The 21,943-nt window shown below is 69.9% G+C and carries 17 protein-coding genes and 1 pseudogene; 12 read left to right on the forward strand and 6 right to left on the reverse strand.

The window, feature by feature from the left end; all coding sequences use genetic code 11:
* Positions 1-32: 32 nt before the first annotated feature.
* A complete protein-coding gene (locus tag ABZ863_RS10805) occupies positions 33-1,661 on the forward strand; it encodes an ABC-F family ATP-binding cassette domain-containing protein (protein ID WP_358533681.1) in 1,629 nt (542 codons plus the stop codon).
* A 186-nt stretch (positions 1,662-1,847) separates the two neighbouring features.
* On the forward strand, positions 1,848-2,063 hold the full coding sequence (locus tag ABZ863_RS10810) for a helix-turn-helix domain-containing protein (protein ID WP_255565726.1): 216 nt from the start codon (positions 1,848-1,850) through the stop codon (positions 2,061-2,063).
* On the opposite strand, the gene ABZ863_RS10815 is transcribed toward ABZ863_RS10810, so the two are convergent.
* Positions 2,050-3,372, reverse strand: a complete 1,323-nt coding sequence (locus ABZ863_RS10815) for a glycosyltransferase 87 family protein (RefSeq protein ID WP_358533685.1) — start codon at positions 3,370-3,372, stop codon at positions 2,050-2,052. The genes ABZ863_RS10810 and ABZ863_RS10815 overlap by 14 nt on opposite strands.
* Positions 3,373-3,529: 157 nt before the next feature.
* Here ABZ863_RS10815 and ABZ863_RS10820 point away from each other — a divergent pair, with 157 nt between their 5' ends.
* From ABZ863_RS10820 to ABZ863_RS10830, 3 genes are all read left to right on the forward strand, one after another.
* Positions 3,530-5,398 carry an ABC transporter ATP-binding protein gene (locus tag ABZ863_RS10820; RefSeq protein ID WP_358533688.1) on the forward strand — a complete coding sequence of 623 codons (1,869 nt, stop codon included), beginning with the start codon at positions 3,530-3,532 and terminating at the stop codon, positions 5,396-5,398.
* Between the two features lie 11 nt (positions 5,399-5,409).
* Positions 5,410-6,105: an alpha/beta family hydrolase gene (locus ABZ863_RS10825; protein WP_358533691.1), complete on the forward strand. Its 696-nt coding sequence runs from the start codon at positions 5,410-5,412 to the stop codon at positions 6,103-6,105.
* Positions 6,106-6,269: 164 nt separating this feature from the next.
* The gene (locus ABZ863_RS10830; protein ID WP_358533694.1) at positions 6,270-7,445 is read left to right on the forward strand and encodes an LCP family protein; all 1,176 of its coding nucleotides are present in this window, start codon (positions 6,270-6,272) and stop codon (positions 7,443-7,445) included.
* 105 nt (positions 7,446-7,550) lie between these two features.
* Here ABZ863_RS10830 and ABZ863_RS10835 read toward each other — a convergent pair whose 3' ends face one another.
* The 4 genes from ABZ863_RS10835 to ABZ863_RS10850 all read right to left on the reverse strand — a co-directional run bounded on the left by ABZ863_RS10835 (position 7,551) and on the right by ABZ863_RS10850 (position 12,501).
* Positions 7,551-8,006, reverse strand: coding sequence for a peroxiredoxin (locus tag ABZ863_RS10835; protein WP_358533697.1), 456 nt, complete (start codon positions 8,004-8,006; stop codon positions 7,551-7,553).
* Between the two features lie 24 nt (positions 8,007-8,030).
* Complete coding sequence (locus tag ABZ863_RS10840; RefSeq protein WP_358533924.1) at positions 8,031-9,881, reverse strand: EAL domain-containing protein; 1,851 nt, start codon at positions 9,879-9,881, stop codon at positions 8,031-8,033.
* 214 nt (positions 9,882-10,095) lie between these two features.
* Positions 10,096-11,562, reverse strand: coding sequence for an NAD(P)/FAD-dependent oxidoreductase (locus tag ABZ863_RS10845; protein ID WP_358533700.1), 1,467 nt, complete (start codon positions 11,560-11,562; stop codon positions 10,096-10,098).
* 108 nt (positions 11,563-11,670) lie between these two features.
* Positions 11,671-12,501: an enoyl-CoA hydratase-related protein gene (locus ABZ863_RS10850; RefSeq protein ID WP_358533703.1), complete on the reverse strand. Its 831-nt coding sequence runs from the start codon at positions 12,499-12,501 to the stop codon at positions 11,671-11,673.
* 145 nt (positions 12,502-12,646) lie between these two features.
* Between ABZ863_RS10850 and ABZ863_RS10855 the strand changes: the two genes are divergently transcribed.
* The 7 genes and pseudogenes from ABZ863_RS10855 to ABZ863_RS10885 all read left to right on the forward strand — a co-directional run bounded on the left by ABZ863_RS10855 (position 12,647) and on the right by ABZ863_RS10885 (position 20,788).
* The gene (locus ABZ863_RS10855) at positions 12,647-13,438 is read left to right on the forward strand and encodes a TIGR03084 family metal-binding protein (protein WP_358533706.1); all 792 of its coding nucleotides are present in this window, start codon (positions 12,647-12,649) and stop codon (positions 13,436-13,438) included.
* Positions 13,435-15,120, forward strand: a complete 1,686-nt coding sequence (locus ABZ863_RS10860) for an acyclic terpene utilization AtuA family protein (RefSeq protein ID WP_358533708.1) — start codon at positions 13,435-13,437, stop codon at positions 15,118-15,120. Before ABZ863_RS10855 ends, ABZ863_RS10860 begins: the two co-directional genes overlap by 4 nt.
* Entirely contained in the window at positions 15,117-16,724 is a 1,608-nt protein-coding gene (locus tag ABZ863_RS10865; protein ID WP_358533711.1) for a carboxyl transferase domain-containing protein, read from the forward strand. Before ABZ863_RS10860 ends, ABZ863_RS10865 begins: the two co-directional genes overlap by 4 nt.
* A gap of 10 nt (positions 16,725-16,734) precedes the next feature.
* Positions 16,735-18,705, forward strand: a complete 1,971-nt coding sequence (locus ABZ863_RS10870) for a biotin carboxylase N-terminal domain-containing protein (protein WP_358533714.1) — start codon at positions 16,735-16,737, stop codon at positions 18,703-18,705.
* Complete coding sequence (locus ABZ863_RS10875; protein WP_358533717.1) at positions 18,702-19,859, forward strand: acyl-CoA dehydrogenase family protein; 1,158 nt, start codon at positions 18,702-18,704, stop codon at positions 19,857-19,859. Before ABZ863_RS10870 ends, ABZ863_RS10875 begins: the two co-directional genes overlap by 4 nt.
* Positions 19,860-19,880: 21 nt before the next feature.
* A pseudogene (locus tag ABZ863_RS10880) lies at positions 19,881-20,083 on the forward strand (short chain dehydrogenase); the annotation flags it as partial.
* Between the two features lie 90 nt (positions 20,084-20,173).
* Positions 20,174-20,788 (forward strand): TetR/AcrR family transcriptional regulator, encoded by a 615-nt coding sequence (locus ABZ863_RS10885; protein WP_358533927.1) that lies wholly within the window; start codon positions 20,174-20,176, stop codon positions 20,786-20,788.
* Positions 20,789-21,352: 564 nt separating this feature from the next.
* Here ABZ863_RS10885 and ABZ863_RS10890 read toward each other — a convergent pair.
* Positions 21,353-21,820 carry a nucleoside deaminase gene (locus ABZ863_RS10890; RefSeq protein WP_358533719.1) on the reverse strand — a complete coding sequence of 156 codons (468 nt, stop codon included), beginning with the start codon at positions 21,818-21,820 and terminating at the stop codon, positions 21,353-21,355.
* Between the last annotated feature and the right edge of the window lie 123 nt (positions 21,821-21,943).

Genomic DNA, 21,943 nt, shown 5'->3' on the forward strand with positions numbered 1-21,943 from the left:
CCCAGTTCCGCTTCGACGCCACGGAGACTGCTTTGATCACGGCCACCGGCCTTGAACTACGCGCGGGTTCGCGCGTCCTGCTCGCCGGCACCACGCTGCGCATCCAGCCGGGTGACCGGATCGGCCTCGTCGGCCGTAACGGCGCGGGCAAGACCACCACGCTGAAGGTCCTCGCCGGGGAGGGCGAGCCGTACGCGGGCCAGCTGCAGCACGGTTCCGAGATCGGGTATCTCCCGCAGGACCCGCGCGAGGGTGACCTTTCGGTGGCGGCGAAGGACCGTGTGCTGTCCGCGCGCGGGCTCGACGCGCTCGTCAGGGACATGGAGAAGGCGCAGACCGCCATGTCCGAACTGGTGGACGACGCCGAGCGCGACAGGGCGGTCCGCCGTTACGGCAGGCTCGAGGAGCGCTTCGCCGCGCTGGGTGGCTACGCCGCGGAGAGCGAGGCCGCGCGGATCTGCGCCAACCTCGGGCTGGAGGAGCGCGTACTCGGCCAGCCGCTGCGCACCCTCTCCGGTGGCCAGCGGCGCCGGGTGGAGCTCGCGCGCATCCTCTTCGCCGCCTCGGAAGCCGGTGCGGGCGGTGGGTCCGGCACCATCCTGTTGCTCGACGAACCGACCAACCACCTCGACGCCGACTCGATCAACTGGCTGCGCGGGTTCCTCAAGGCGCACAACGGCGGTCTCGTGGTGATCAGCCACGACGTCGACCTGCTCGGTGAGGTCGTCAACAAGGTGTGGTTCCTCGACGCGACCCGTGGCGAGCTCGACGCGTACAACATGAACTGGAAGCGGTACCTGGAGGCGCGCGCCACCGACGAGAAGCGCCGCCGCCGGGAACGAGCCAATGCCGAGAAGAAGGCGGCCGCACTGCAGCAGCAGGCGGCCAAACTCGGCGCGAAGGCCACGAAGGCGGTCGCCGCGAAGAACATGGCGCGCCGCGCCGAACAGATGCTGGCCGGACTTGACGACCAGCGTCAGGCCGACAAGGTCGCACGGATCACGTTCCCCGCGCCCGCCCCGTGTGGCCGCACCCCGCTCACGGCGGACGGCCTGTCCAAGTCCTACGGCTCGCTGGAGATCTTCACCGGGGTGGACCTCGCCATCGACCGCGGCTCCAAGGTGGTCGTCCTCGGGCTCAACGGTGCCGGCAAGACGACGCTGCTGCGCCTGCTCGGCGGCATGGAGACCCCCGACACCGGTGGCATGGTGCCCGGGCACGGCCTGCGCCTCGGTTACTACGCGCAGGAGCACGAGACGCTCGACCACGAAGCCAGCGTCTGGGAGAACATCCGCCACCTCGCACCGGACACCGGGGCGCAGGAGCTGCGCAACCTGCTGGGGTCGTTCCTGTTCTCCGGCGAGCAGCTCGACCAGCTTGCGGGCACCCTGTCCGGCGGCGAGAAGACCCGGCTGGCGCTGGCCGGGCTGGTGTCGAGCGCCGCCAACGTGCTGCTGCTCGACGAGCCCACGAACAACCTCGATCCCGCGAGCCGGGCCCAGGTGCTGGATGCGTTGCGCAGCTACACCGGCGCGGTCGTCCTGGTGACACACGACCCCGGTGCGGTCGAGGCGTTGGAGCCCGAACGTGTGATCTTGCTGCCGGATGGTACCGAAGACCACTGGTCGTCCGATTATCTGGAGCTTGTCCAACTCGCGTAAGTTGGGCCGCTACCAAATACCCACCTACATCGTTAGTTGATGTTCGGTAAACACCGAGTCGGCCCAATATCGTGATGGGTTTCGCAGGTTTTTGGCCCGTCGTCTGGCATTCGGCCGCTTGGTGTTCGATCATTGCGGCGGCAGGGGTCAAATGTGGCCCGAAAACACCATACGGGCGGAAGGTGGATGGACGTGGCAGACCTGAAGAAGGGCGCGCGCATCACCGGAAACACGCGCGACAAGTTAGCCGCCGATCTGAAGAAGAAATACGAGAAGGGGGCGAGCATTCGCTCGCTGGCGGAGTCGACCGGACGTTCATACGGTTTCGTGCACCGGGTGCTCTCGGAATCCGGCGTGCAGCTCCGCGGTCGCGGCGGCGCGACGCGCGTCAAGAAGAAGTAAGAGGGGCAGTCCCAGGCTCGGTGGCGGGGCCGCGTTTCGCGGTAGCAAGGGGAGTCGCATCGCGATCCGGGAGGCACAGCATCGCCCCGAGCAGGACAACCGGGTACACCAGATAACCGAAGCGTGTGGCCGGCGTGAGCATTGTGAAGGTGCCGAGGCCGACCGCGATGCGCAGGAATGCCTGCGCGCCGGTCGTGGGCGGCCGCCGCACGATCCACACGAAGATCGCCAGCGCCGCGGTGCCGAGCAGACCAAAGGCAATCGCCTTGCCGACAGTGCCGGTGCTGGCGATCAGGTGGCCCGGTAGCGGGCTCGCGGCCGGTGAGGTCACGGCCCCGAGCCCGGCTGGGAACCGGATCACGTGCTCGACGAACGCCTGGGGGTTTACCAGGTACACAGGCACGTTCACTGCCGCGCACACGCCGAGGAACACCAGCGTGAACCGGGCGAGTGCGCCGCGGCCGAGCCGGGCCAGCACCAGCGCCCCGAGTACCACGACGGCGGGCAGCACGATCAGCTTCGCGCTGGTGACCAACGCGACCACGCCGGCAGCGGCCAGTGGGCGGTCGATCGCGGCGAGCGTTGCACCCAGCACGAGCAGGCCGGCAATCGCCAGATCGGGTCCCGCCGTGGCCCAGGTCAGCGCGGTGAGCGGGAAGATCGCGACGAGCTGTGCCGCGCGAACGGGGACCGCGGGCCTGCCCAGTAGCCGGAGTGCACCCCACACGCAGAGCACCGCGGTGAGCGCGAAGTACAACCGCGCATCGGTCAGCGCGTCCACCACAGGTGTGCCGCCGACCAGTGCGCGCGGCAGACCGAACAGCGCCATCACGGGACCGTAGGGCGTGTAGTCGTTGACGACGGGAGCGCGGCCGAGCGCGTCGACGTCGACATAGGGGGTCCCGGTCGACAGCAGCAGGCTCGCCGAGCGTTCGATCACCCAGACCTCGGGCTGCGCACTCCACGCCCCCGGCGTCTCCACCCAGTCGCCGCCGTACAGTCTGCGGGCGACGAGGAGCGTCAACGGCACGATCATCGCGACCACCCCGACGGCTCCGACGCCCATCCAGCGCGACCGCCACCAACCATCCCGCGCGCGGGGCGTCAGCCGCAGCCAGCAGGCGTGCACGAGTGCGAGGCCGTAGCCGGCGACCGCGACGGTCGCCCAGACCCGGAATCCGTAGTGCTTGTCCGTCAGCGCCAGCGCGACCGCGTAACCGGTGCACAGCAGGTAGAAAACGATGTCCAGTCCCAGTGGGCGTTCCTGCCAGCTCGCGCGCAGCCACCCTGGAACCGGAACTCTCCCCATGGTGATCAGGTTAGGTGATGGCGCGGGAGGCGTCGGACCGCTGGCGCAAAATAAGCTGACGCGTTGGGAAGGATCACGTGTCACCTGGTGTTGTGCAGGACATATCGGTGAAGAAGCTCGACTATTGTCGAGGTATTCGGGAAGGGTTGGCGGGCGGATGGACAACACCTGGTCTCTGCTGAACGGGGCGATGAGATCGGCGGACCTGCCACAGGGCCTGCGCCGCGGCACAGTCCGGCGGGTCGCGCGTTTCGCGCGGCCGCACTGGCCCCGGCTCGTCGTCTTCCTCGTGCTCACGGTCGTCTCCGCGGTGCTGGCGGTGAGCACCCCGCTGCTCGCAGGCCGGGTGGTCAACGAGATCGTGCACGGGGGAGCGGTCAGCACAGTCGTCTGGCTGGCGATCATCATTGCGGCGCTGGCGATCGCCGATGCGGGGCTCGGCCTCGCCGAGCGCTGGCAGTCGGCGCGCATCGGTGAGGGACTCATCTTCGACCTGCGCCGGGCGGTGTTCGAGCACGTGCAGCGCATGCCCATCGCGTTTTTCACCCGCACCCGCACGGGCGCGCTCGTCAGCAGGCTCAACAACGACGTCATCGGCGCGCAGCGCACCTTCACCGCGACCCTGTCCGGGCTGGTCACCAACGTGATCCAGCTCGTGCTGTCGGTGGCTGTGATGGTGACGCTGTCCTGGCAGGTCACTTTGCTGGCGCTGGTGCTGCTGCCGGTGTTCGTGCTGCCTGCGCGGCGGATCGGCAAGCGCATGGCCGACCTGCAGCGCGAGTCCGCCCAGCTGAACGCCTCGATGACCACGCAGATGACCGAGCGGTTCTCCGCTCCGGGCGCCACGCTCGTCAAGCTCTTCGGCAGGCCGCAGGTGGAAGCCGCGGACTTCGGCGCAAGGGCGGGCCGGGTGCGTGACATCGGTATACGGACGGCGATGCTGACGCGCTGGTTCATGACCAGCCTCACGCTGGTGTCGGCGCTCGCGCTGGCGCTGGTGTACGGGCTGGGTGGCACGCTGGCCCTGCGCGGCGAGCTCGCAGCCGGCACGGTCGTGTCGCTCGCGCTGCTGCTGACGCGGCTCTACACACCGCTGACCGCGCTGGCGAACGTGCGCGTCGACGTCATGACGGCGTTCGTGTCGTTCGAGCGGGTGTTCGAGGTGCTCGACCTCGACCCGATGATCAAGGAGAAGAACAACCCGCGGGAGGTTCCCGCCGGTGCTGTGTCGGTGGAGTTCGACAACGTCCGTTTCGCCTACCCGGCGGCGGACAAGTACTCGCTCGCCTCACTGGAAGAGGTGTCCACACTGGACAATCGAGGCGGGGAGGTGGTCCTGCACGGGGTGAGCTTCCGCGCCGAGCCGGGGCAGCTGGTGGCGCTGGTCGGCTCCTCGGGTGCGGGGAAGTCGACGATCGCCTCGCTGCTGCCCCGCCTCTATGACGTGGATGCGGGTGCGGTGCGACTGTCCGGTGTGGACGTCCGCGACCTCGGCTTCGCCTCGCTGCGGGACACCATCGGCGTGGTGACGCAGGACGGGCACCTGTTCCACGACACGATTCGCGCCAACCTCGCCTACGCCCGGCCGGGAGCTGCCGACGCGCAGCTGTGGGCGGCGCTGGAGCGCGCACGGCTGGCCCAGCTGGTGCGCTCGCTGCCGGACGGGCTCGACACGATCGTCGGTGAGCGCGGCTATCGGCTCTCAGGCGGGGAGCGGCAGCGGCTCACGATCGCGCGGCTGCTGCTCGCGCATCCCCGTGTGGTCGTGCTGGACGAGGCCACCGCACACCTGGACTCGGAGTCCGAGGCGGCGGTCGGGGAGGCGCTCGCCGACGCACTCGAGGGCCGCACGGCGCTCGTCATCGCACACCGGCTGTCGACCATCCGGGCCGCCGACCGCATCCTCGTGGTGGAGGCTGGACGCATCGTCGAGCACGGAACCCACGAGCAGCTGCTCGCCGCTGATGGCCGCTACGCCGAGCTCTACCGGACGCAGTTCCGGGAAGAGACGCCTACCGCGGCATGAGGAGGTCATGGTTGACGGCGGATGAGCCGGTGCTGAGTGTCCAGCGGCCTGCGGTTCCCGCTCGCGCGGTCGCCCTTGTGTTGCATGGGGGTGCGGAGCACGGTGCCGGAACAGTGCAGCCGTGGCGGCTGGCGTACCTGCGGATGGTTCCCTTCGGCCAAGTGCTGCGCGCGGCAGGCGCCCGCCATGGGCTCGAGGTGCGGCTGCTGCGCAACCGGGTGCGGGGCTGGAACGAGCCGGTGCTCGACCCGGTCGTCGACGCGCGGTGGGCGCTCGACCGCATCCGGGCCGAACGCCCCGGCCTGCCCGTGCTGCTGGTCGGCCACTCGATGGGCGGCAGGGTGGCCCTGCGGGTCGCCGATGACCCCGCCGTGACCGGTGTGTGCGCGCTGGCGCCATGGACACCGCCCGGTGAGCCGGTCGACGCGGTCGGCGGCCGCGCCGTCGTGATCGTGCACGGCACGCGGGACCAGATCACCAGCCCCGGAAGCTCCTACGACTTCGCCGGGCGGGCCGACTCGGCGGCGGCCCGGCTGGCGCGGTTCGAGCTGGCCGGTGAGGGACACGCGATGCTGCGCAGGCCGGGGGTGTGGAACCGGCTGGTCGCGGCGTTCATGACGGACCTGCTCGGCCTCGCTCCCGCCGATCCGATGCTGGCCGGGGCATGGGCCAAGCCCACCGGGGAGCGGCTGCGGATACCGGTGTGACCGGCTGGCAGCTGTTTTCCGGATAGCTGAGCGTCCGGTGTCTTTCTTCCGGCGGCGGAGCGTGGCGCGCACAACCTGTTCGGGGGACTGCGCGTCCATGGGATGGACGGGTGCGGTTAAGTAATGCCGCACGCAGGCCACGACGCACCGATCAGGAGACGGCGATGACGTATGGCGGGCACTACGGCGGACAGCAGCCTCCTCACCGCCGGCCGCCACGTGGACCACGGCAGCACCAGAGCGCCCAGATGATGCCCGTGCCAGGCAGCGAGCGTGCCGGGCAGGCACCGCCACCGCGGAACCGCCCGCCCCAGCAGCCCACCCGCGTGGCGCCCCAGCCGTCGTTCGCGCCGCCCGGGGACGAGCAGCTGCCGCCCGAGCGCCCGCGTAAGCGCAGGAGGCTGACGTTCGGCCGGGTGCTGATGGTGCTGTTGCTGGTGTTCGTCCTGGCGCTCGGTGGGGTGTGGCTCTACCTCGAGAACTCGATCAACCGCATTGACGCGCTGCCCGACTACGAGGGCAGGCCCGCGGCGGCGTCCGGCACCAACTGGCTCATTGTGGGCTCCGACTCGCGGGCGGGGCTGGACGCCGAACAGCAGGCGCAGCTGAACACCGGTGACGCGGGTGGGCAGCGCACCGACACGATCATGATCGCCCACATCCCGGACAACGACACGGCGCCCACACTGCTCAGCCTGCCTCGTGACTCCAGGGTCGAGATCCCCGGGCATGGCGTCAGCAAGATCAATGCCGCCTTCGCGTTCGGTGGCGCGCCGCTGCTCGCGCAGACCGTCGAACAGGCCACCGGACTGCGAATCGACCATTACGCCGAGATCGGCTTCGGTGGGTTCGCCAACGTCGTCGACGCCATGGGCGGCGTGGAGATGGACATCCCCGAGGAGATGCGCGACACCAAAACCGGCATCGTCATCCCCGCGGGCACGCAAACACTCGACGGCGCGCAGGCACTCGGGTTCGTGCGCATGCGCTACAGCTCAGCCACGCCCCGTTCGGACCTCGACCGCATCGCCAACCAGCGGAAGTTCATCGGCGCCATGGTCAGCCAGATGGCGAGCCCGTCGACGCTGCTGAACCCGTTCGCCGTGTTCCCGCTGCTGGCAGACGCTCCCGACGCGCTGACCATCGACACCAACGACCACCTGCACAACCTGGTCGGGCTCGCGTGGGCCATGCGCGGCATCTCCGACGGTGGCGTGGTGACCACCACGATGCCCATCACGTCGGCCTCCGCAGAGCAGTGGGACGAGGAGAAGTCGCAGCAGCTCTTCGACGCCCTCCGCAACGACACCCCCATCCCCGACAGCGTCATCGTCAATTAGAGGGTCTTGTGGTTGGTTTGCTTGGCGGTGCGGGTAGCGGTGTGGGCTGGGTGCGTGGTCGCAAGCGGCTTCGCCGCTCGTGAGGGGTTTACCTGGTTGCGCGCTTCAGCTGGTGCGGGTGCGGAGCACCTCTAGGGCCTGGTCGGCGTGCACGGACATCCGTAGCTCGCTCTTGATCACGGCGAGCACCGTGCGGTCGGTGTCGATGACGAACGTGTGCCGCTTGGTGAGCAGGGGACCGAACCTGCGGCGTACACCGAACTGGGTCGCCACCGCGCCGTCGGCATCGGAGAGCAAGGGAAAGTCGAAGCCGTTCGTGGTGGAGAACTGCCGCTGCTTGTCGACCGGGTCGGGGCTGATGCCGACCCGGTGAGCGCCGGCATCGCGGAACTCCGCTGCGAGGTCGCGGAACTGGCAGCTCTCCGCAGTGCAGCCGGGCGTCATCGCGGCCGGGTAGAAGAACAGCACCACGGGGCCGGTCTCGAGGAACTCCGCCAGGCTGCGCGGCTTGGCGTTGTCGTCGGGCAGCGTGAACTCCGGTGCGTGGTCTCCCTGCTTCATGGCCGTGATCGTACGCGCGAGGGGTCAGTTGCGTTGCGCGATGAGCGCGGCGATCTCCGCTCCGCTGGCCGCACCGCCGTAGAGCTCGCCCCGCCCGGCGACGATCCCGAGCTCCCGCAGGCGGCGCGCGTGCTCCGGGGTGTGCACGCCTTCCGCGCCGATCCGCTTCACGCCGAGTTGTCGGGCTCGCTCCAGCAGCGTGGTGAGGTTCTTGCGTGCGGTGTCGGCCTCGGCGCCCTCGGCTGCGAGCGCTTCGATCAGCGGGCCGGACAGGATGACGAAGCCGACCGGCAGGTTGTGGGCGTGGATCAGCTCGAGATCCGCCGCGCCGGACACGGCGAGGGTGATTTTGACGTCCAGCTCCGAGAGAACGGCGAGGGTCTCCAGCACCTCACCGCGCGGGTCGATCAACGCGATGCTGTCGGTGCAGATGCGCAGTTTCTGCGGTGGTAGCTGAGTGCGTTCCAGCTCGTCGCGGATGATGCCCACCAGGTTGGGGTCGATGGCGAGCCGGTTCGGCAACCGCACGCACAGGTCCGGCGCGGTGGGAAAGCCGTGATGCCATGCGGCAGCGTCCGACAGTGACTGGGTGAGTAGCCACCGGCCGAGGTTGAGCGTCATCCCCGTGGTGTCGGCGAGTGGGTAGAACTCCTCGGGCCGCAGCATGCCGTGCTCGGGGTGGTTCCAGCGCAGCACCGCGTTGACGACGGCGATCTCCTCGCTGCCGTCCAGTTTCACGGTCGGCTGGTACTCCAGCTCGAACTCGCCGTTCTCCAGTGCCCCGCCGATGACGGCGCCGATCTTGTAGCGGCGCCGGTCACGGTTGTCCAGCTCGGCTTCGAACAGCATCCATTGCGCGCGGCCGTTCTCCTTGGCCCGATGCAGCGTGATCTCGGCGGCGCGGTGCAGGCCCTCCGGGGTGCGGCCCTTGATGTCCTGCACGACGATGCCGACGCTCACGCTGACCCCGATGCCACGGTTGTCGACGTAGACCGGCTCGGCGAGGTCGGCCATCACGTCCTCGACGAGGTCGATCACCGCGGCGCTGGTCAACTGCCCGCGCATGAGCACCGCGAACCCGTCGCCGGAGATCCGGGCGACGAATGCGTCCTGCTGGGCGAAGGCAGCCTTCAGCTTGCGGCCGACATGGCCGAGCACTGTGTCGGCCGCGCCGGACCCGAGCCCGTCGTTGATCACCTTGAAGCCGTCGATGTCGAGGTAGACCAGCGCGATCTGGTCGTCCTCGGGTGCGCCGAGGCTGGCCTCGAGCGTGGTGAAGAAGCTCTTCACGTTCGGCAGGCCGGTGAGCGGGTCCTGAATGTTCTGCTTGCGCAGCGCCTCGCGAAGCAGGCTGAGTTCGCTGACGTCCTCGACGATCAGCACCGGGTACACCGAGCCGGGTCGGTCGCCGGGCAGGCCGGCGACCGTGATGTCGGCGCGCAGCAGGCCCTCCTCGGCGTGGCCGAGCTCGACCTGTTCCCGGCGCTGGGTCCGGCCCAGTACGCGCAGCTCCGCCAGCGCCTTGCTGATCACCTCGATGTCCTCCTCGGCGGCGCCGAGTTCGGTGAGCGCGGTGCCGGTCAGGTCCTCGGGCCGGTGGCCGAGCAGCCGTGTGAACGCCGGGTTGGTGTCGAGGATGTCGCCGGCCTCATCGGCCAGCACCACCCCGTTGGGCGACGCCGAGTAGAGGCCCGCGAAGCGGCGCATGGCCGCATCCTTGGCTACCGCCGCCTGTGCGTGTGCCTCCTCGGCCACCGCGACCAGGATGGGCTCCAGCTCGGCGGCGGGGAGAGCCACCCCTTCCGTGCCGGCCAGCTGAGTCGCCCACCGCCGGGCGATGTCCACCAACCCTGGTGTGTCACCAGGTTCGGGCACCGTGCACCTCTCCGAAGGGTTGATGACCGGCGTGTGGCCGGCGCGGCTGATGATCAGCATACGCAGGCCCTGGAAGGGCCCGGAGCCCCGCAACCGCATCATGCACACGGCATGGTGTCTACCGTCCGTCCGAGTGGTGCGCACGCTCAGATGCTGACTGTCCGTGATCATCGGCGGTGGAGCCTGATAGGCAGCGTGGCAACGTAGGAGCGACTCAGTGACTCGTCGCATAGACCCGGAAGTCGGCGAGGTCGACACGGCGGGTGCGGCTGCGGTACTCGTGGGTGCGGCCGGGCCAGTTCGCGACGATCCGGCCGTGCTCGTTGCGGTACCAGCTGCTGCAGCGCGACCACACCGAGTGCGCGAGCCTGCCCTGTACCTCGTCGTCCCAGGCTTGCTCCGCCTCGGGGCGGACGTCGAGGTAGCGGCCGGGGTGGTCGGCGAGCCTGCGTACGGCGTCGGCGATGTAACGCGCCTGGCTCTCCAGCATGTAGAGGATCGAGCTGCCGCCGAGGTTGGTGTTGGGGCCGTACATCAGGAACATGTTGGGGAAGCGGGGAACCGTGATGCCCAGGTGCGCTCGTGGGCCGTCTCGCCAGGCGTCGCTGAGCAGCCTGCCGGCGAGACCGCGGATCGTCATGGGGGCTAGCAGTTCCTGTGTGGCGAAGCCGGTTCCGTAGATGATGACGTCGGCCTCGTGGAGAGTCCCGTCCGCTGTTCGTACGCCCCGCGGGGTCACCTCGACGATCTTCTCCGTGACGAGGTCCACAGTGGATTCTGTGAGGGCGGGAAGGTAGTCGTTGCTGAACAGGATCCGTTTGCAGCCCAAGGCGTAGTCCGGCGTGAGCTTGCGGCGCAGGTCGGGGTCGGCGACCTGAGAACGCAGGCGTTTTCGGGTCTGCCACAGGAAGATCCGCGTGAGAGCAGGCCACTTCGACAGCGCCTGCTGTGCAAACTCGCCGTAGAGCCAGAAACTGAGCCGGTCGAGTGACTGCAGTAGTGGCAGTGTCCGGAAAGCCTTGTGCTGCCACGGTGTGTAGACACGGTCGCGTTTGGGCATGATGTACTGCGCCGAGCGCTGGAACACCGTCAGCCGCGCCACGCGGGGCTGAATCCTGGGTACGAACTGGACGGCGCTCGCACCGGTGCCGATGACGGCAACCCGCTTGCCGGTCAGCTCGCAGTCGTGATCCCACTGTGCGGAGTGGAAAGACGGGCCTGCGAAGCTGTCAATACCTGGTATGTCCGGGTAGGACGGTCGGGACAGCTGCCCGGTGGCGGGGATGAGCACGCGGGTGGCGTATTCCTCGCCACCCGCGGTCCGCACGCGCCATTCCGCGTTGCCGCTGTCGAACTCCGCCGAGACGACCTCGCTGTCGAACCGGAGGTGCGCGAGCAGGCCGTGTCGCCGCGCGGTGCGCCGCAGGTAGGCGTGGATGTCGGGCTGCCAGGCGTAGCGGCGGGGCCAGGCGTGGTTGCGCTCGAACGAGAACGAGTACAACGGCGACGGTACGTCACAGCCTGATCCGGGGTAGGTGTTCTCGCGCCAGACACCGCCGAGATCCGCGGCCTTCTCCAGTACGACGAAGTCGTGCATGCCCGCGCGACGCAGCTCGGCCGCGATGGCGACACCGCCGAATCCGGCGCCGACGATGAGGGCGGTCGTGCGGATCATGGTCATCTGGCAAAGGCTAGGACCACAGTGGCCATTGCTCCAGTGAGCGGGACGCCTTCACCCGGTCGCCGGAGCCCCGGGGTGGTTCAGGCGCCGAACCGGAGCCCCACAAGCTCACGGGTCTTGGCGCCAGGGGAGGAATCCGGGCTGGTCGGTGTTGGCGCTCAGGCGAAACTCCGGCTGGCGCTTCTGCAGGAACGACAGGACACCTTCGACCGCATCCGGATTGGTCCCGATGGTGGCGATGAGCTTGGAGTCCAGCTCGTGCACCGGGAACGGAGAGTCCACTCCGGACATCCGGTAGAGCAGCTGGCGGGTAACGGCCACGGACACCGGGGCTGTGTTGGCCACCAGGTCGGCGGCCAGCTCGTAGGCGGCGTCCAGCAGCCGCTCCGGCGGGTGCAGGCTGTGCACGAGCCCCGCGGCATGCGCCTCCTCGGCGCCGAACACCCGGCCGCTGATCATCCAGTCCAGCGCCCGGCCCATGCCGACGAGGCGCGGTAGGAACCACGCCGAGGCGCCCTCGGGATAGATCCCGCGCCGGACGAACACGAAACCGAACCGTGCGTCGGTGGCGGCCAGCCGGTAGTCGGCGGACAGGGTGACGGTGATGCCGGCGCCGATGGCGGCGCCGCGGAGGGCGGCGATGACGGGTTTGTTCATTGCGAAGATCCGTTTCGAGCACCGTCCGGCAGGCTCCTGCCATTCGGGGGAGGAGTCGAAGTCGAACCCGCCCCCGGACAGATCGGCGCCGACCGAGAAGTGGCGGCCCTCGCCGGTGAGCACAACGACCCGGACGTCCTCATCGGCGTCCGCCCGGTCGAGCGCGGCCGTCAGCTCGTCGGCCATGCGCATGGTGTAGCCGTTGCGTGCGTGTGGCCGGTTCAGCGCGATCGTGGCCACCCGATCGGCTACCCGGTACGTGATGTCGGTGTAGTCCCCCACGAAGGTCTCCCACGGTCGTCGGTGACGGCAACGGTAGTTCCCCACCTGCTTGCTGGCTAGCTGCCAACAAAAACAAGCGAGCGTGCTTGATTTTTCCGCGAGCGTGGTGCGACGCTGGGCCAAGACAGCCCGAGGAGGTGCTGGCGTGGCGGATCTGACGGCGATCCTGGACGATCTCGGCGCGGAGAGCTGGGAGGTCGACGGCCTCGTGGCCACCCTGCCGCCCGACCAATGGCGCCTACCGACCCCGGCGCCCGGCTGGACCATCGCCCACCAGATCGCCCATCTCGCGTGGACCGATCGCAAGGCGCTCCTCGCGGCGCGCGCGCCCGACGACTTCGGCGACGAGTACCAGTGCGCACTGGCCGCGGGCGGGGACTACATCGACGAGGGTGCCGCCGAGGGCGCCGGTCAGCCGGTTCCGGACCTCCTGGCGCAGTGGCGGCAGGACCGCGCGGAGCTCAGCGCGGCACTGGCGGCGCTGCCCGCGGGGACACGGCTGCCCTGGTACGGCTTGCCGATGAGCGCGGCATCGATGGCCACCGGCCGCATGATGGAGACCTGGGCACACGGCCAGGACATCGCCGACACGCTCGGTGCCGAGCGGCGCCCCACGGCGCGGCTGCGGCACATCGCCCGGTTCGGCGTGCGCACCAGGGACTTCTCCTTCCAGCTCCATTCGCTGGCGCCGCCGGAGGAGGAGTTCCGGGTGGAGCTCACCGCACCGGACGGCAGCACCTGGGCGTTCGGCCCCGAGGACGCGGCCCAGCGTGTCACCGGCAGTGCGCTCGGCTTCTGCCTGGTGGTGACGCAGCGACGCCATCTCGCCGACACCGATGTCCGGGCCACTGGTGCCGGAGCCGGGCAGTGGCTCGGCATCGCGCAGGCCTTCGCCGGGCTGCCAGGGCGGGGACGCGAACCCGGGCAGTTCACATGATCCGGATCGGCAACGCGTCCGGGTTCTACGGCGACCGGTTCTCAGCCGTGCACGAGATGCTCAGCGACGGCCCGCTCGACGTGCTGACCGGCGACTACCTGGCCGAGCTGACCATGCTCATCCTCGGGCGGGACCGCCTGAAGGACCCCGCCCGCGGCTATGCCAGAACATTCCTGCGCCAGCTCGAGCAGAGTCTCGGGCTCGCCAAGGACAAGGGCGTGCGGATCGTCACCAACGCCGGGGGCCTCAATCCGGCTGGGCTGGCTGAGGCGGTGCGCGAACTGGCAGGACGGCTCGGTATCGAGATCGCCGTCGCCCACGTCGAGGGTGACGATCTGCTGCCACGCGCGGGCGAGCTCGGCCTTGGCGAGCCGCTCACCGCGAATGCCTACCTCGGCGCCTGGGGCATCGCCGAATGCCTGCGGGCCGGTGCCGATGTGGTGGTCACCGGCCGGGTCACCGACGCGTCGGTGGTCGTCGGCCCTGCCGCCGCCCACTTCGGCTGGGCACGTGAGGACTACGACGCGCTCGCCGGTGCCGTCGCCGCCGGTCACGTCATCGAATGCGGTACGCAGGCCACCGGCGGGAACTACGCGTTCTTCACCGAGCACACGCTGGGGGTCCCCGGCTTCCCGATCGCCGAGATCCATGCCGACGGGTCGAGCGTGATCACCAAGCATGCGGGCACCGGCGGCGTCGTCGACGTCGGCACCGTCACCGCACAGCTGCTGTACGAGATCGGCGGCGCCCGCTACGCCGGACCCGACGTCACCGCACGCTTCGACACGGTCGAGCTCGCCCAGGACGGTCCCGACCGGGTGCGCCTGAGCGGCGTCCGCGGCGAGCCACCACCACCGGCATTGAAGGTGGGCCTCAACCGGCTCGGCGGGTTCCGCAACGAGGTGACATTCGTCCTCACGGGACTCGACATCGAAGCGAAGGCGGCGCTGGTCCGCGAGCAGCTCGAGGCCGCCCTGACCGGCGGCAGGCCCGCCGATATCCGTTGGACGCTCGCGCGTACCGACCACGAGGACGCGCCGACCGAGGAGACCGCGAGCGCGCTGCTGCACTGCGCGGTCAAAGACGCCGATCCCCAGGTCGCCGGGCGTGCGTTCAGCGGTGCCGCGATCGAGCTGGCGCTGGCCGGCTACCCGGGCTTCCATGTGACGGCGCCGCCCGCGGACGCGGCGCCCCACGGCGTCTACACGGCGGCCTTTGTCGGCGCAGGCGAGGTGCCCCACGTCGCCGTGCTGCCGGACGGCTCACGCATCGACGTACCGGCCCCTGCGCGAACCCGAACAGTGTCCGAAGTGGACGAACCGCTGTTACCGCAGCCTTTGCCTGCCGGTCCGGTGCGCCGGGCCCCGCTCGGACTGGTCGCCGGCGCGCGTAGCGGGGACAAGGGCGGCGACGCCAACGTCGGCGTGTGGGTGCGTTCGGAGCAGGCCTGGCGCTGGCTCGTGCATACCCTCACCGTCGCCGAACTGCGGCGGTTGCTGCCGGAGACCGAGCGGCTGCCTGTGCGCCGCTACGTGCTGCCGAACCTGCGCGCCGTCAACTTCGTGATCGACGGGCTGCTCGGCGAAGGCGTAGCGGCGCGGGCGCGGTTCGACCCGCAGGCCAAGGCGCTCGGCGAGTGGCTGCGCAGCAGGCACCTCGACATCCCGGAGGTGCTGTTGTGACAACGTTGAGCTCCACAGTGGACACTTCGGGCGCGGAGTTCACTGCGTACCGGGTGGCCATGCTGACCAAACTGGACGAACTGGAGGCCGAGCACGCGAAAGCCGTCGCGGGTGGCGGGGAGAAGTACGTCGTCCGGCACCGTGCGCGGGGGAAGTTGCTGGTGCGGGAGCGCATCGAGCTGCTGCTCGACGAGGACGCGCCGTTCCTCGAGCTGTCGCCGCTGGCGGGCTGGGGCAGCGAGTTCCAGGTCGGGGCCAGCGTGGTCACCGGCATCGGCGTCGTCGAGGGCGTCGAATGCATGATCATCGGCAACGATCCGACCGTGCGGGGCGGTTCGAGTAACCCGTGGACGATGCGCAAGATCTTCCGTGCCTCCGACATCGCGCTGGAGAACCGGCTGCCGGTGATCAACCTCGTGGAGTCCGGTGGGGCGGACCTGCCCACACAGAAGGAGATCTTCATCCCCGGCGGGCGCCTGTTCCGCGACCTCACCCAGCTCTCGGCCGCCGGGATCCCGACGATCACGCTGGTCTTCGGCAACTCCACCGCGGGCGGCGCCTACGTGCCCGGAATGTCCGACTACGTGGTGATGATCGAGGAACGGTCGAAGGTGTTCCTCGGCGGCCCGCCGCTGGTGAAGATGGCCACCGGCGAGGAGTCCGACGACGAGTCGCTGGGCGGCGCCGCGATGCACGCCAGAACCTCCGGGCTCGCCGACTACCTGGCACGCGACGAGCCCGACGCCATCCGGATCGGCAGGCGCATCGTCAGCAGGCTGAACCGGCGCAAGCTCGGCGAGGCGCCGGGGCCGGTGGTCCCGCCGCGCCACGACGCCGAGGAACTGCTCGGCATCGTGCCAGACGGGCTCAAGGTCCCGTTCGATCCGCGTGAGGTGCTTGCCAGGGTGGTGGACGGCTCGGCGTTCGACGAGTTCAAGCCGCTGTACGGCAGCAGCCTCGTGACCGGCTGGGCGCGCGTGCACGGTTATCCGGTCGGGGTGCTCGCCAACGCGCGGGGCATCCTGTTCAGCGAGGAGTCACAGAAGGCCACGCAGTTCATCCAGCTGGCCAACCAGACCGGCACACCGCTGCTGTTCTTGCACAACACGACCGGCTACATGGTCGGCAGAGCTTACGAGCAGGGCGGCATCATCAAGCACGGTGCGATGATGATCAACGCTGTCGCCAACAGCAAGGTGCCGCACATCTCGCTCCTGATCGGGGCCTCCTACGGGGCCGGGCACTACGGCATGTGCGGCCGCGCGTATGACCCGCGGTTCCTGTTCGCGTGGCCGAGCGCCAAATCGGCCGTGATGGGGCCGCAGCAGCTCGCGGGCGTGCTCTCGATCGTCGCCCGCGCGGCCGCGCAGACCCGCGGTCAGGCCTACGACGAGGACGGTGACGCAGCGCTGCGGGCCGCGGTGGAGGCACAGGTGGAGGCTGAGTCGCTGCCGATGTTCCTGTCCGGCCGGCTCTACGACGACGGCGTGATCGACCCGCGCGACACCAGGACCGTGCTCGGCCTGTGCCTTTCCGTCATCCACAACAACCCTGTCGAGCGTGCCCGGTTCGACGGAACCGGCTTCGGCGTCTTCCGGATGTGAGGGCTCGTTCGTGATCGAGACACTTCTGGTCGCCAATCGCGGTGAGATCGCGCTCCGGATCTTCCGCTCGTGCCGGGACGCGGGCATCGGCACCGTCGCCGTGTATTCCGACGCCGACGCGAACGCGCCGCATGTGGCGGCGGCCGACGCCGCGGTCCGGCTGCCGGGTGCGGCCCCCGCGGACACCTACCTACGCGCCGACCTGATCGTCAAAGCGGCGGTGGACGCCGGCGCCGACGCGGTCCATCCCGGGTACGGTTTCCTCGCGGAGAACGCGGCGTTCGCCCGCGCGGTGCGCGATGCCGGGCTGGTGTGGGCCGGCCCCTCACCTGAGGCCATCGAGGCGATGGGCGACAAGGTCGCGGCGAAACGGCTCATGGCCAAGGCGGGTGTGCCTGTGCTGCCGGAGCTGCTGCCCGCCGAGGTGACCGAGGCCGACCTGCCGGTGCTCGTCAAGGCCTCCGCCGGTGGCGGCGGGCGCGGAATGCGGGTGGTGCGGGAGCTGGCCGACCTCGCCGATGCCGTGCGGAGTGCGCGGGCAGAGGCGGCGTCGGCGTTCGGTGACCCGGCCGTGTTCTGCGAGAGCTACCTCGAACAAGGACGGCACATCGAGGTGCAGGTCATGGCCGACACACACGGCACGGTGTGGGCGGTCGGGGAGCGGGAGTGCTCGATCCAGCGGCGGCACCAGAAGGTCGTCGAGGAGGCACCCTCACCGCTGGTCGACGCGGAAATGCGGGAACGTCTCCTCGCTGCCGCCCGTGCCGCCGCCACGGCCGTCGACTATGTGGGTGCGGGCACCGTGGAGTTCCTGGCCACCGGCCACGGCGAGTTCTTCTTCCTGGAGATGAACACGCGCCTGCAGGTCGAGCACCCGGTGACCGAATGCACGACCGGTCTCGACCTGGTCGGTCTGCAACTGCGCGTCGCCGAGGGGCATCGCCTGCCGCCCGAGCCGCCTCAGCCGTGCGGGCATGCCATCGAGGTGCGGCTCTACGCCGAGGATCCCGCGGCGGACTGGCAGCCGCAGAGCGGTGTGCTGCACCGGTTCGACGTGCCGGGTGTGTCGGCCGAGTTCACGGTGCCGCGTTCCGATGGTTACACGATCCGGCTCGACAGCGGTGTCGCCGCTGGTTCGGTCGTGAGTGTCCACTACGACCCGTTGCTCGCCAAGGTGATCGCGTGCGGTCCGGACCGGGCGGGCGTTGCGCGAAGTCTGGCGGCGGCGCTGGCACGCGCGCGTATCCACGGTGTGACGACCAACCGCGACCTGCTCGTGAACGTGTTGCGGCATCCGGAGTTCCTCGGCGGTCGCACCGACACGACGTTCCTCGACCGGCACGGGCGGGTACTCGCCGCCCCGCTTGCGGGTGCGAACGCCGTGCGGCTGTCGGTGCTGGCGGCAGCGCTCGCCGACGCCGCGCACAACCGCGCCGGTGCGGTTGTGCTGGGTGGGCTGCCCAGCGGCTGGCGCAACGTCGCCGCGGTCCCGCAGCGCAAGGCCTACCTCGTGGCGGGGCAGGAACACGAGATCCGCTACCGGCTCGCCAGGCATGGGCTACGCGCCGAGGGGTTCGACAGCGTCACGCTCGTGGCGGCGCGGCCGGACCAGGTGGTGCTGGAGACCGCCGGCGTGCGCAGAACCTTCCACATCGGCCGCTACCCCGGTCTGGTCACAGTGGACTCGCCGCTCGGGCCGGTGCGCCTGACGCCGGTGCCACGGTTACGCGACCCCGGCACAGAGGTGGTGGCCGGTTCGCTGCTCGCGCCGATGCCGGGCACCGTGGTTCGCGTCGCCGTATCGCCGGGCGAACGGGTGCTTGCCGGTGCGCCGCTGCTGTGGCTCGAGGCGATGAAGATGGAACACCGGATCGCCGCGCCCGCCGACGGTGTGGTGACGGAGCTGCCCGTGACGGTGGGGCAGCAGGTCGACCTCGGCGCGGTGCTCGCCGTGGTGAGCAGTGAGGAGCAAGCGGAATGAGCTTCACGGAGCCGCCGGAACGGCTGGCACTGCGCACGGCGGCAGCGGCTCTCGCGACGAGCTACGGCCACGAGTACTACCAGGACAAGGCCCGCTCCGGCGGGCACACCACCGAGCTGTGGGACGAAGCAGGGCGGCTCGGCTACCTCGGGGTCTCGGTGCCCGAGGAGTACGGCGGCGGTGGCGCCGGGATCGGTGAGCTGGCGGCGGTGTGCGAGGAGTTCTGCGCCGCAGGGACACCGATGCTCCTGATGGTCGTCTCGCCGGCCATCTGCGCCACAGTCATCGCCCGATTCGGTACCGGCGAGCAGAAGCAGCGCTGGCTGCCCGGGTTCGCCGCGGGCACCGTGCGCATGGCTTTCGCCATCACCGAACCCGACGCTGGATCGAACGCCCACCGCATCACCACAACGGCTCACCGCGACGGCTCCGACTGGGTACTCACCGGGCGGAAGGTGTTCATCTCGGGTGTCGACGAGGCCGACGCGGTGCTCGTCGTGGGCCGCACCGAGGACGCCAGGACGGGCAAGCTCAGGCCCGCACTGTTCATCGTGCCCACTGATACGCCCGGCTTCGAGTACCGGCAGATCCCGATGGACCTGGTGTCGGCCGACAAACAGTTCGGTCTGTTCCTCGACGAGGTGCGGCTGCCTGCCGATGCGCTGGCCGGGTCGGCGGACGCCGCGATCGCGCAGCTGTTCGCCGGGCTCAACCCCGAACGCATTATGGGTGCGTCGTTCTCGGTGGGCATCGCGCGCTACGCATTGGACAAGGGGGTGGCCTATGCGAAGCAGCGCAGCGTCTTCGGTGCGCCGATCGGATCGCACCAGGGCATCGCCCACCCGCTCGCGCAGGTGAAGATCGAGCTGGAACTGGCCAAGCTCATGACACAAAAGGCCGCCGCGCTCTACGACTCCGGCGACGATTTCGGCGCGGGGGAGGCGGCGAACATGGCCAAGTACGCGGGCGCCGAGGTCGCGATCAAGGCTGTCGACCAGGCGGTGCAGGTGCACGGCGGCAACGGATTGGCCTCTGAGTACGGTCTCGGCACGCTGCTCGGCGCCGCGCGGGTCGGCCGGATCGCACCGGTGAGCAGGGAGATGGTCCTCAACTTCGTTGCCCAGCACAGCCTCGGCCTGCCCAAGTCCTACTGATCAACCGAACGGGAGCGCTGCATGACCACGCTGGCGGGTATGACGCTGATCATGTCGGGCGGGAGCCGGGGGATCGGCGAGGCGGGTGGCACGGCGGCGGGAACGTCGGGCTGCTCGCCAAGACCGCCGAACCGCACCCCGCGCTGCCAGGCACGATCTACACGGCGGCGAAGGCCGTCGAGGACGCGAGCGGCACGGCGCTGCCCATCGTCGGCGACGTTCGCGGCGGCCGCCGGAGGTGTCACCGACCTGTCGAAGTACCGGATCGGGGACAGCGAGAAGGACCTGCAGCTCGAATTCTGGGTGGATCCGGCTTGACCTCGACACGGCAACCCCAGCAGGAGCGAAGCCGTACGACGCGGCGGCGGCTGATTGATGCTGCCGTCGAATCCCTGGCCGAACGGGGCTGGCAGGGCACCACGGTGTCGGTCGTCGCCGAGCGAGCGGGGGTGTCCCGCGGTGCGGCGCAGCACCATTTCCCGACCAGGGAGGATCTGGTCGTGGCCGCGGTGGCCTACCTGGCCGACGAGCAGATCGCCGAGCTGCGCGCTCAGGCGGCGGCGTTGCCGGCGGGGCCGTCCCGTGCACTGCCGGTCGCCGAGATGCTGCTGAACCTCTACATCGGACCGAAGTTTCGCGCGGCACTGCACCTCTGGGTCGCGGCCTCCAGCGACGAGAGCCTGCGTGCGGTCCTGGTGCCGCTGCAGGCCGAGGTCGGCAGGGAAGCCCACCGCGTGGCGCTGGAGCTGCTCGGTGCCGACGAATCCCAGCCGGGCGTGCGTGAGACCGTGCAGGCGACCCTGGACCTTGCCCGCGGTCTCGGGCTGGCGAACCTGCTGGCCGACGACACCAGGCGCCGGAGGCAGATCACCCGCCAATGGGCGAAGATCCTGGAACCGACGGTGGCAGAAACCCAGCCAGGCTCCTGACGACCGCGCGAGTCCCCCGCCCAGGCCGGCGAGTTGCCCGCCCAGGCCGGCGAGTTGCCCGCCCAGGCCGGCGAGTTGCCCGCCCAGGCTGGTGAGTTGCCCGCCCAGGCTCGCGAGTTCCCCGCTCGGACCGACGAGTTCCCCGCCCAGGCTGGTGAGTTGCCCGTCGGGGCCCACGGGTTGTCCGTTCCCCCTTCGTGAGTTGCCCGCTCGGGTCCCGGGAGTTGCCTGTGGACGGGCCTCAGCGTGCGGAACTGGCGGCCCCGCAGCGGGGCTCCCGCAGCGGAGCAGGAACTCGCCGTCCTGAGCGCAGAACTCGCGCACCCGAGTGGGGGACTCGCCGATGGGAGCGGGCAACTCGCGAGCGGGAACGGGGGACTCGCCGACCGCAGTGGGGGACTCGCCGACTCGAGCGGGCAACTCGCGAGCGGGAACGGGGGACTCGCCGACCGCAGTGGGGGACTCGCCGACTCGAGCGGGCAACTCGCGAGCCGGAATGGGCAACTCGCGCGCTGGGGCGGGGGACTCGCGCGCCTGTAGGGGAGCCCTCCCGGCGAGGGGGCGCTACTCGCCTGGGGGACGTTCAACGCCGATGTCTTCGAACCACACGTCCGGTCGCGCCGCGATGAACTGCCGCATCATCGTGACACATTCGGCGTCGCCGACGACGGTGATGCCGACGCCGTGCTCGGCGAGCCAGTCGTGGCCGCCGGAGAAGGTCGTCGCCTCGCCGATGACGACGTGGGAGATGCCGAACTGGCGCACAAGGCCACTGCAGTACCAGCACGGCGACAGGGTCGTGACCATGACCGTGTCGCGGTAGTGCGCGCGACGACCAGCATCGCGGAACGCGCTCGTCTCCGCGTGCATCGACGGGTCGCCGTCCTGCACGCGGCGGTTGTGCCCGCGGCCGAGTAACTCGCCGCCGACCGTGAACAGTGCGGCGCCGATGGGGACACCGCCCGCGGCAGCGCCTGTGCGGGCTTCCTCCCGCGCGACGGTAAGCATTGCCATGGCGGCGTTCATGTCCATGATCCCAGCCTTGTGCAGCCCCCAGCCGGCTGGCAAGCACAGTCGGCTGGGGGCCAGGCGTGCGAGACGTGGCGCAATGGGTGAGCAACCGCTTAGTATGTCGCCGCGACGACAGTTCGGAGG

This window comes from Saccharomonospora sp. NPDC046836 (assembly GCF_040645195.1).
Taxonomy (GTDB): domain Bacteria; phylum Actinomycetota; class Actinomycetes; order Mycobacteriales; family Pseudonocardiaceae; genus Prauserella_A.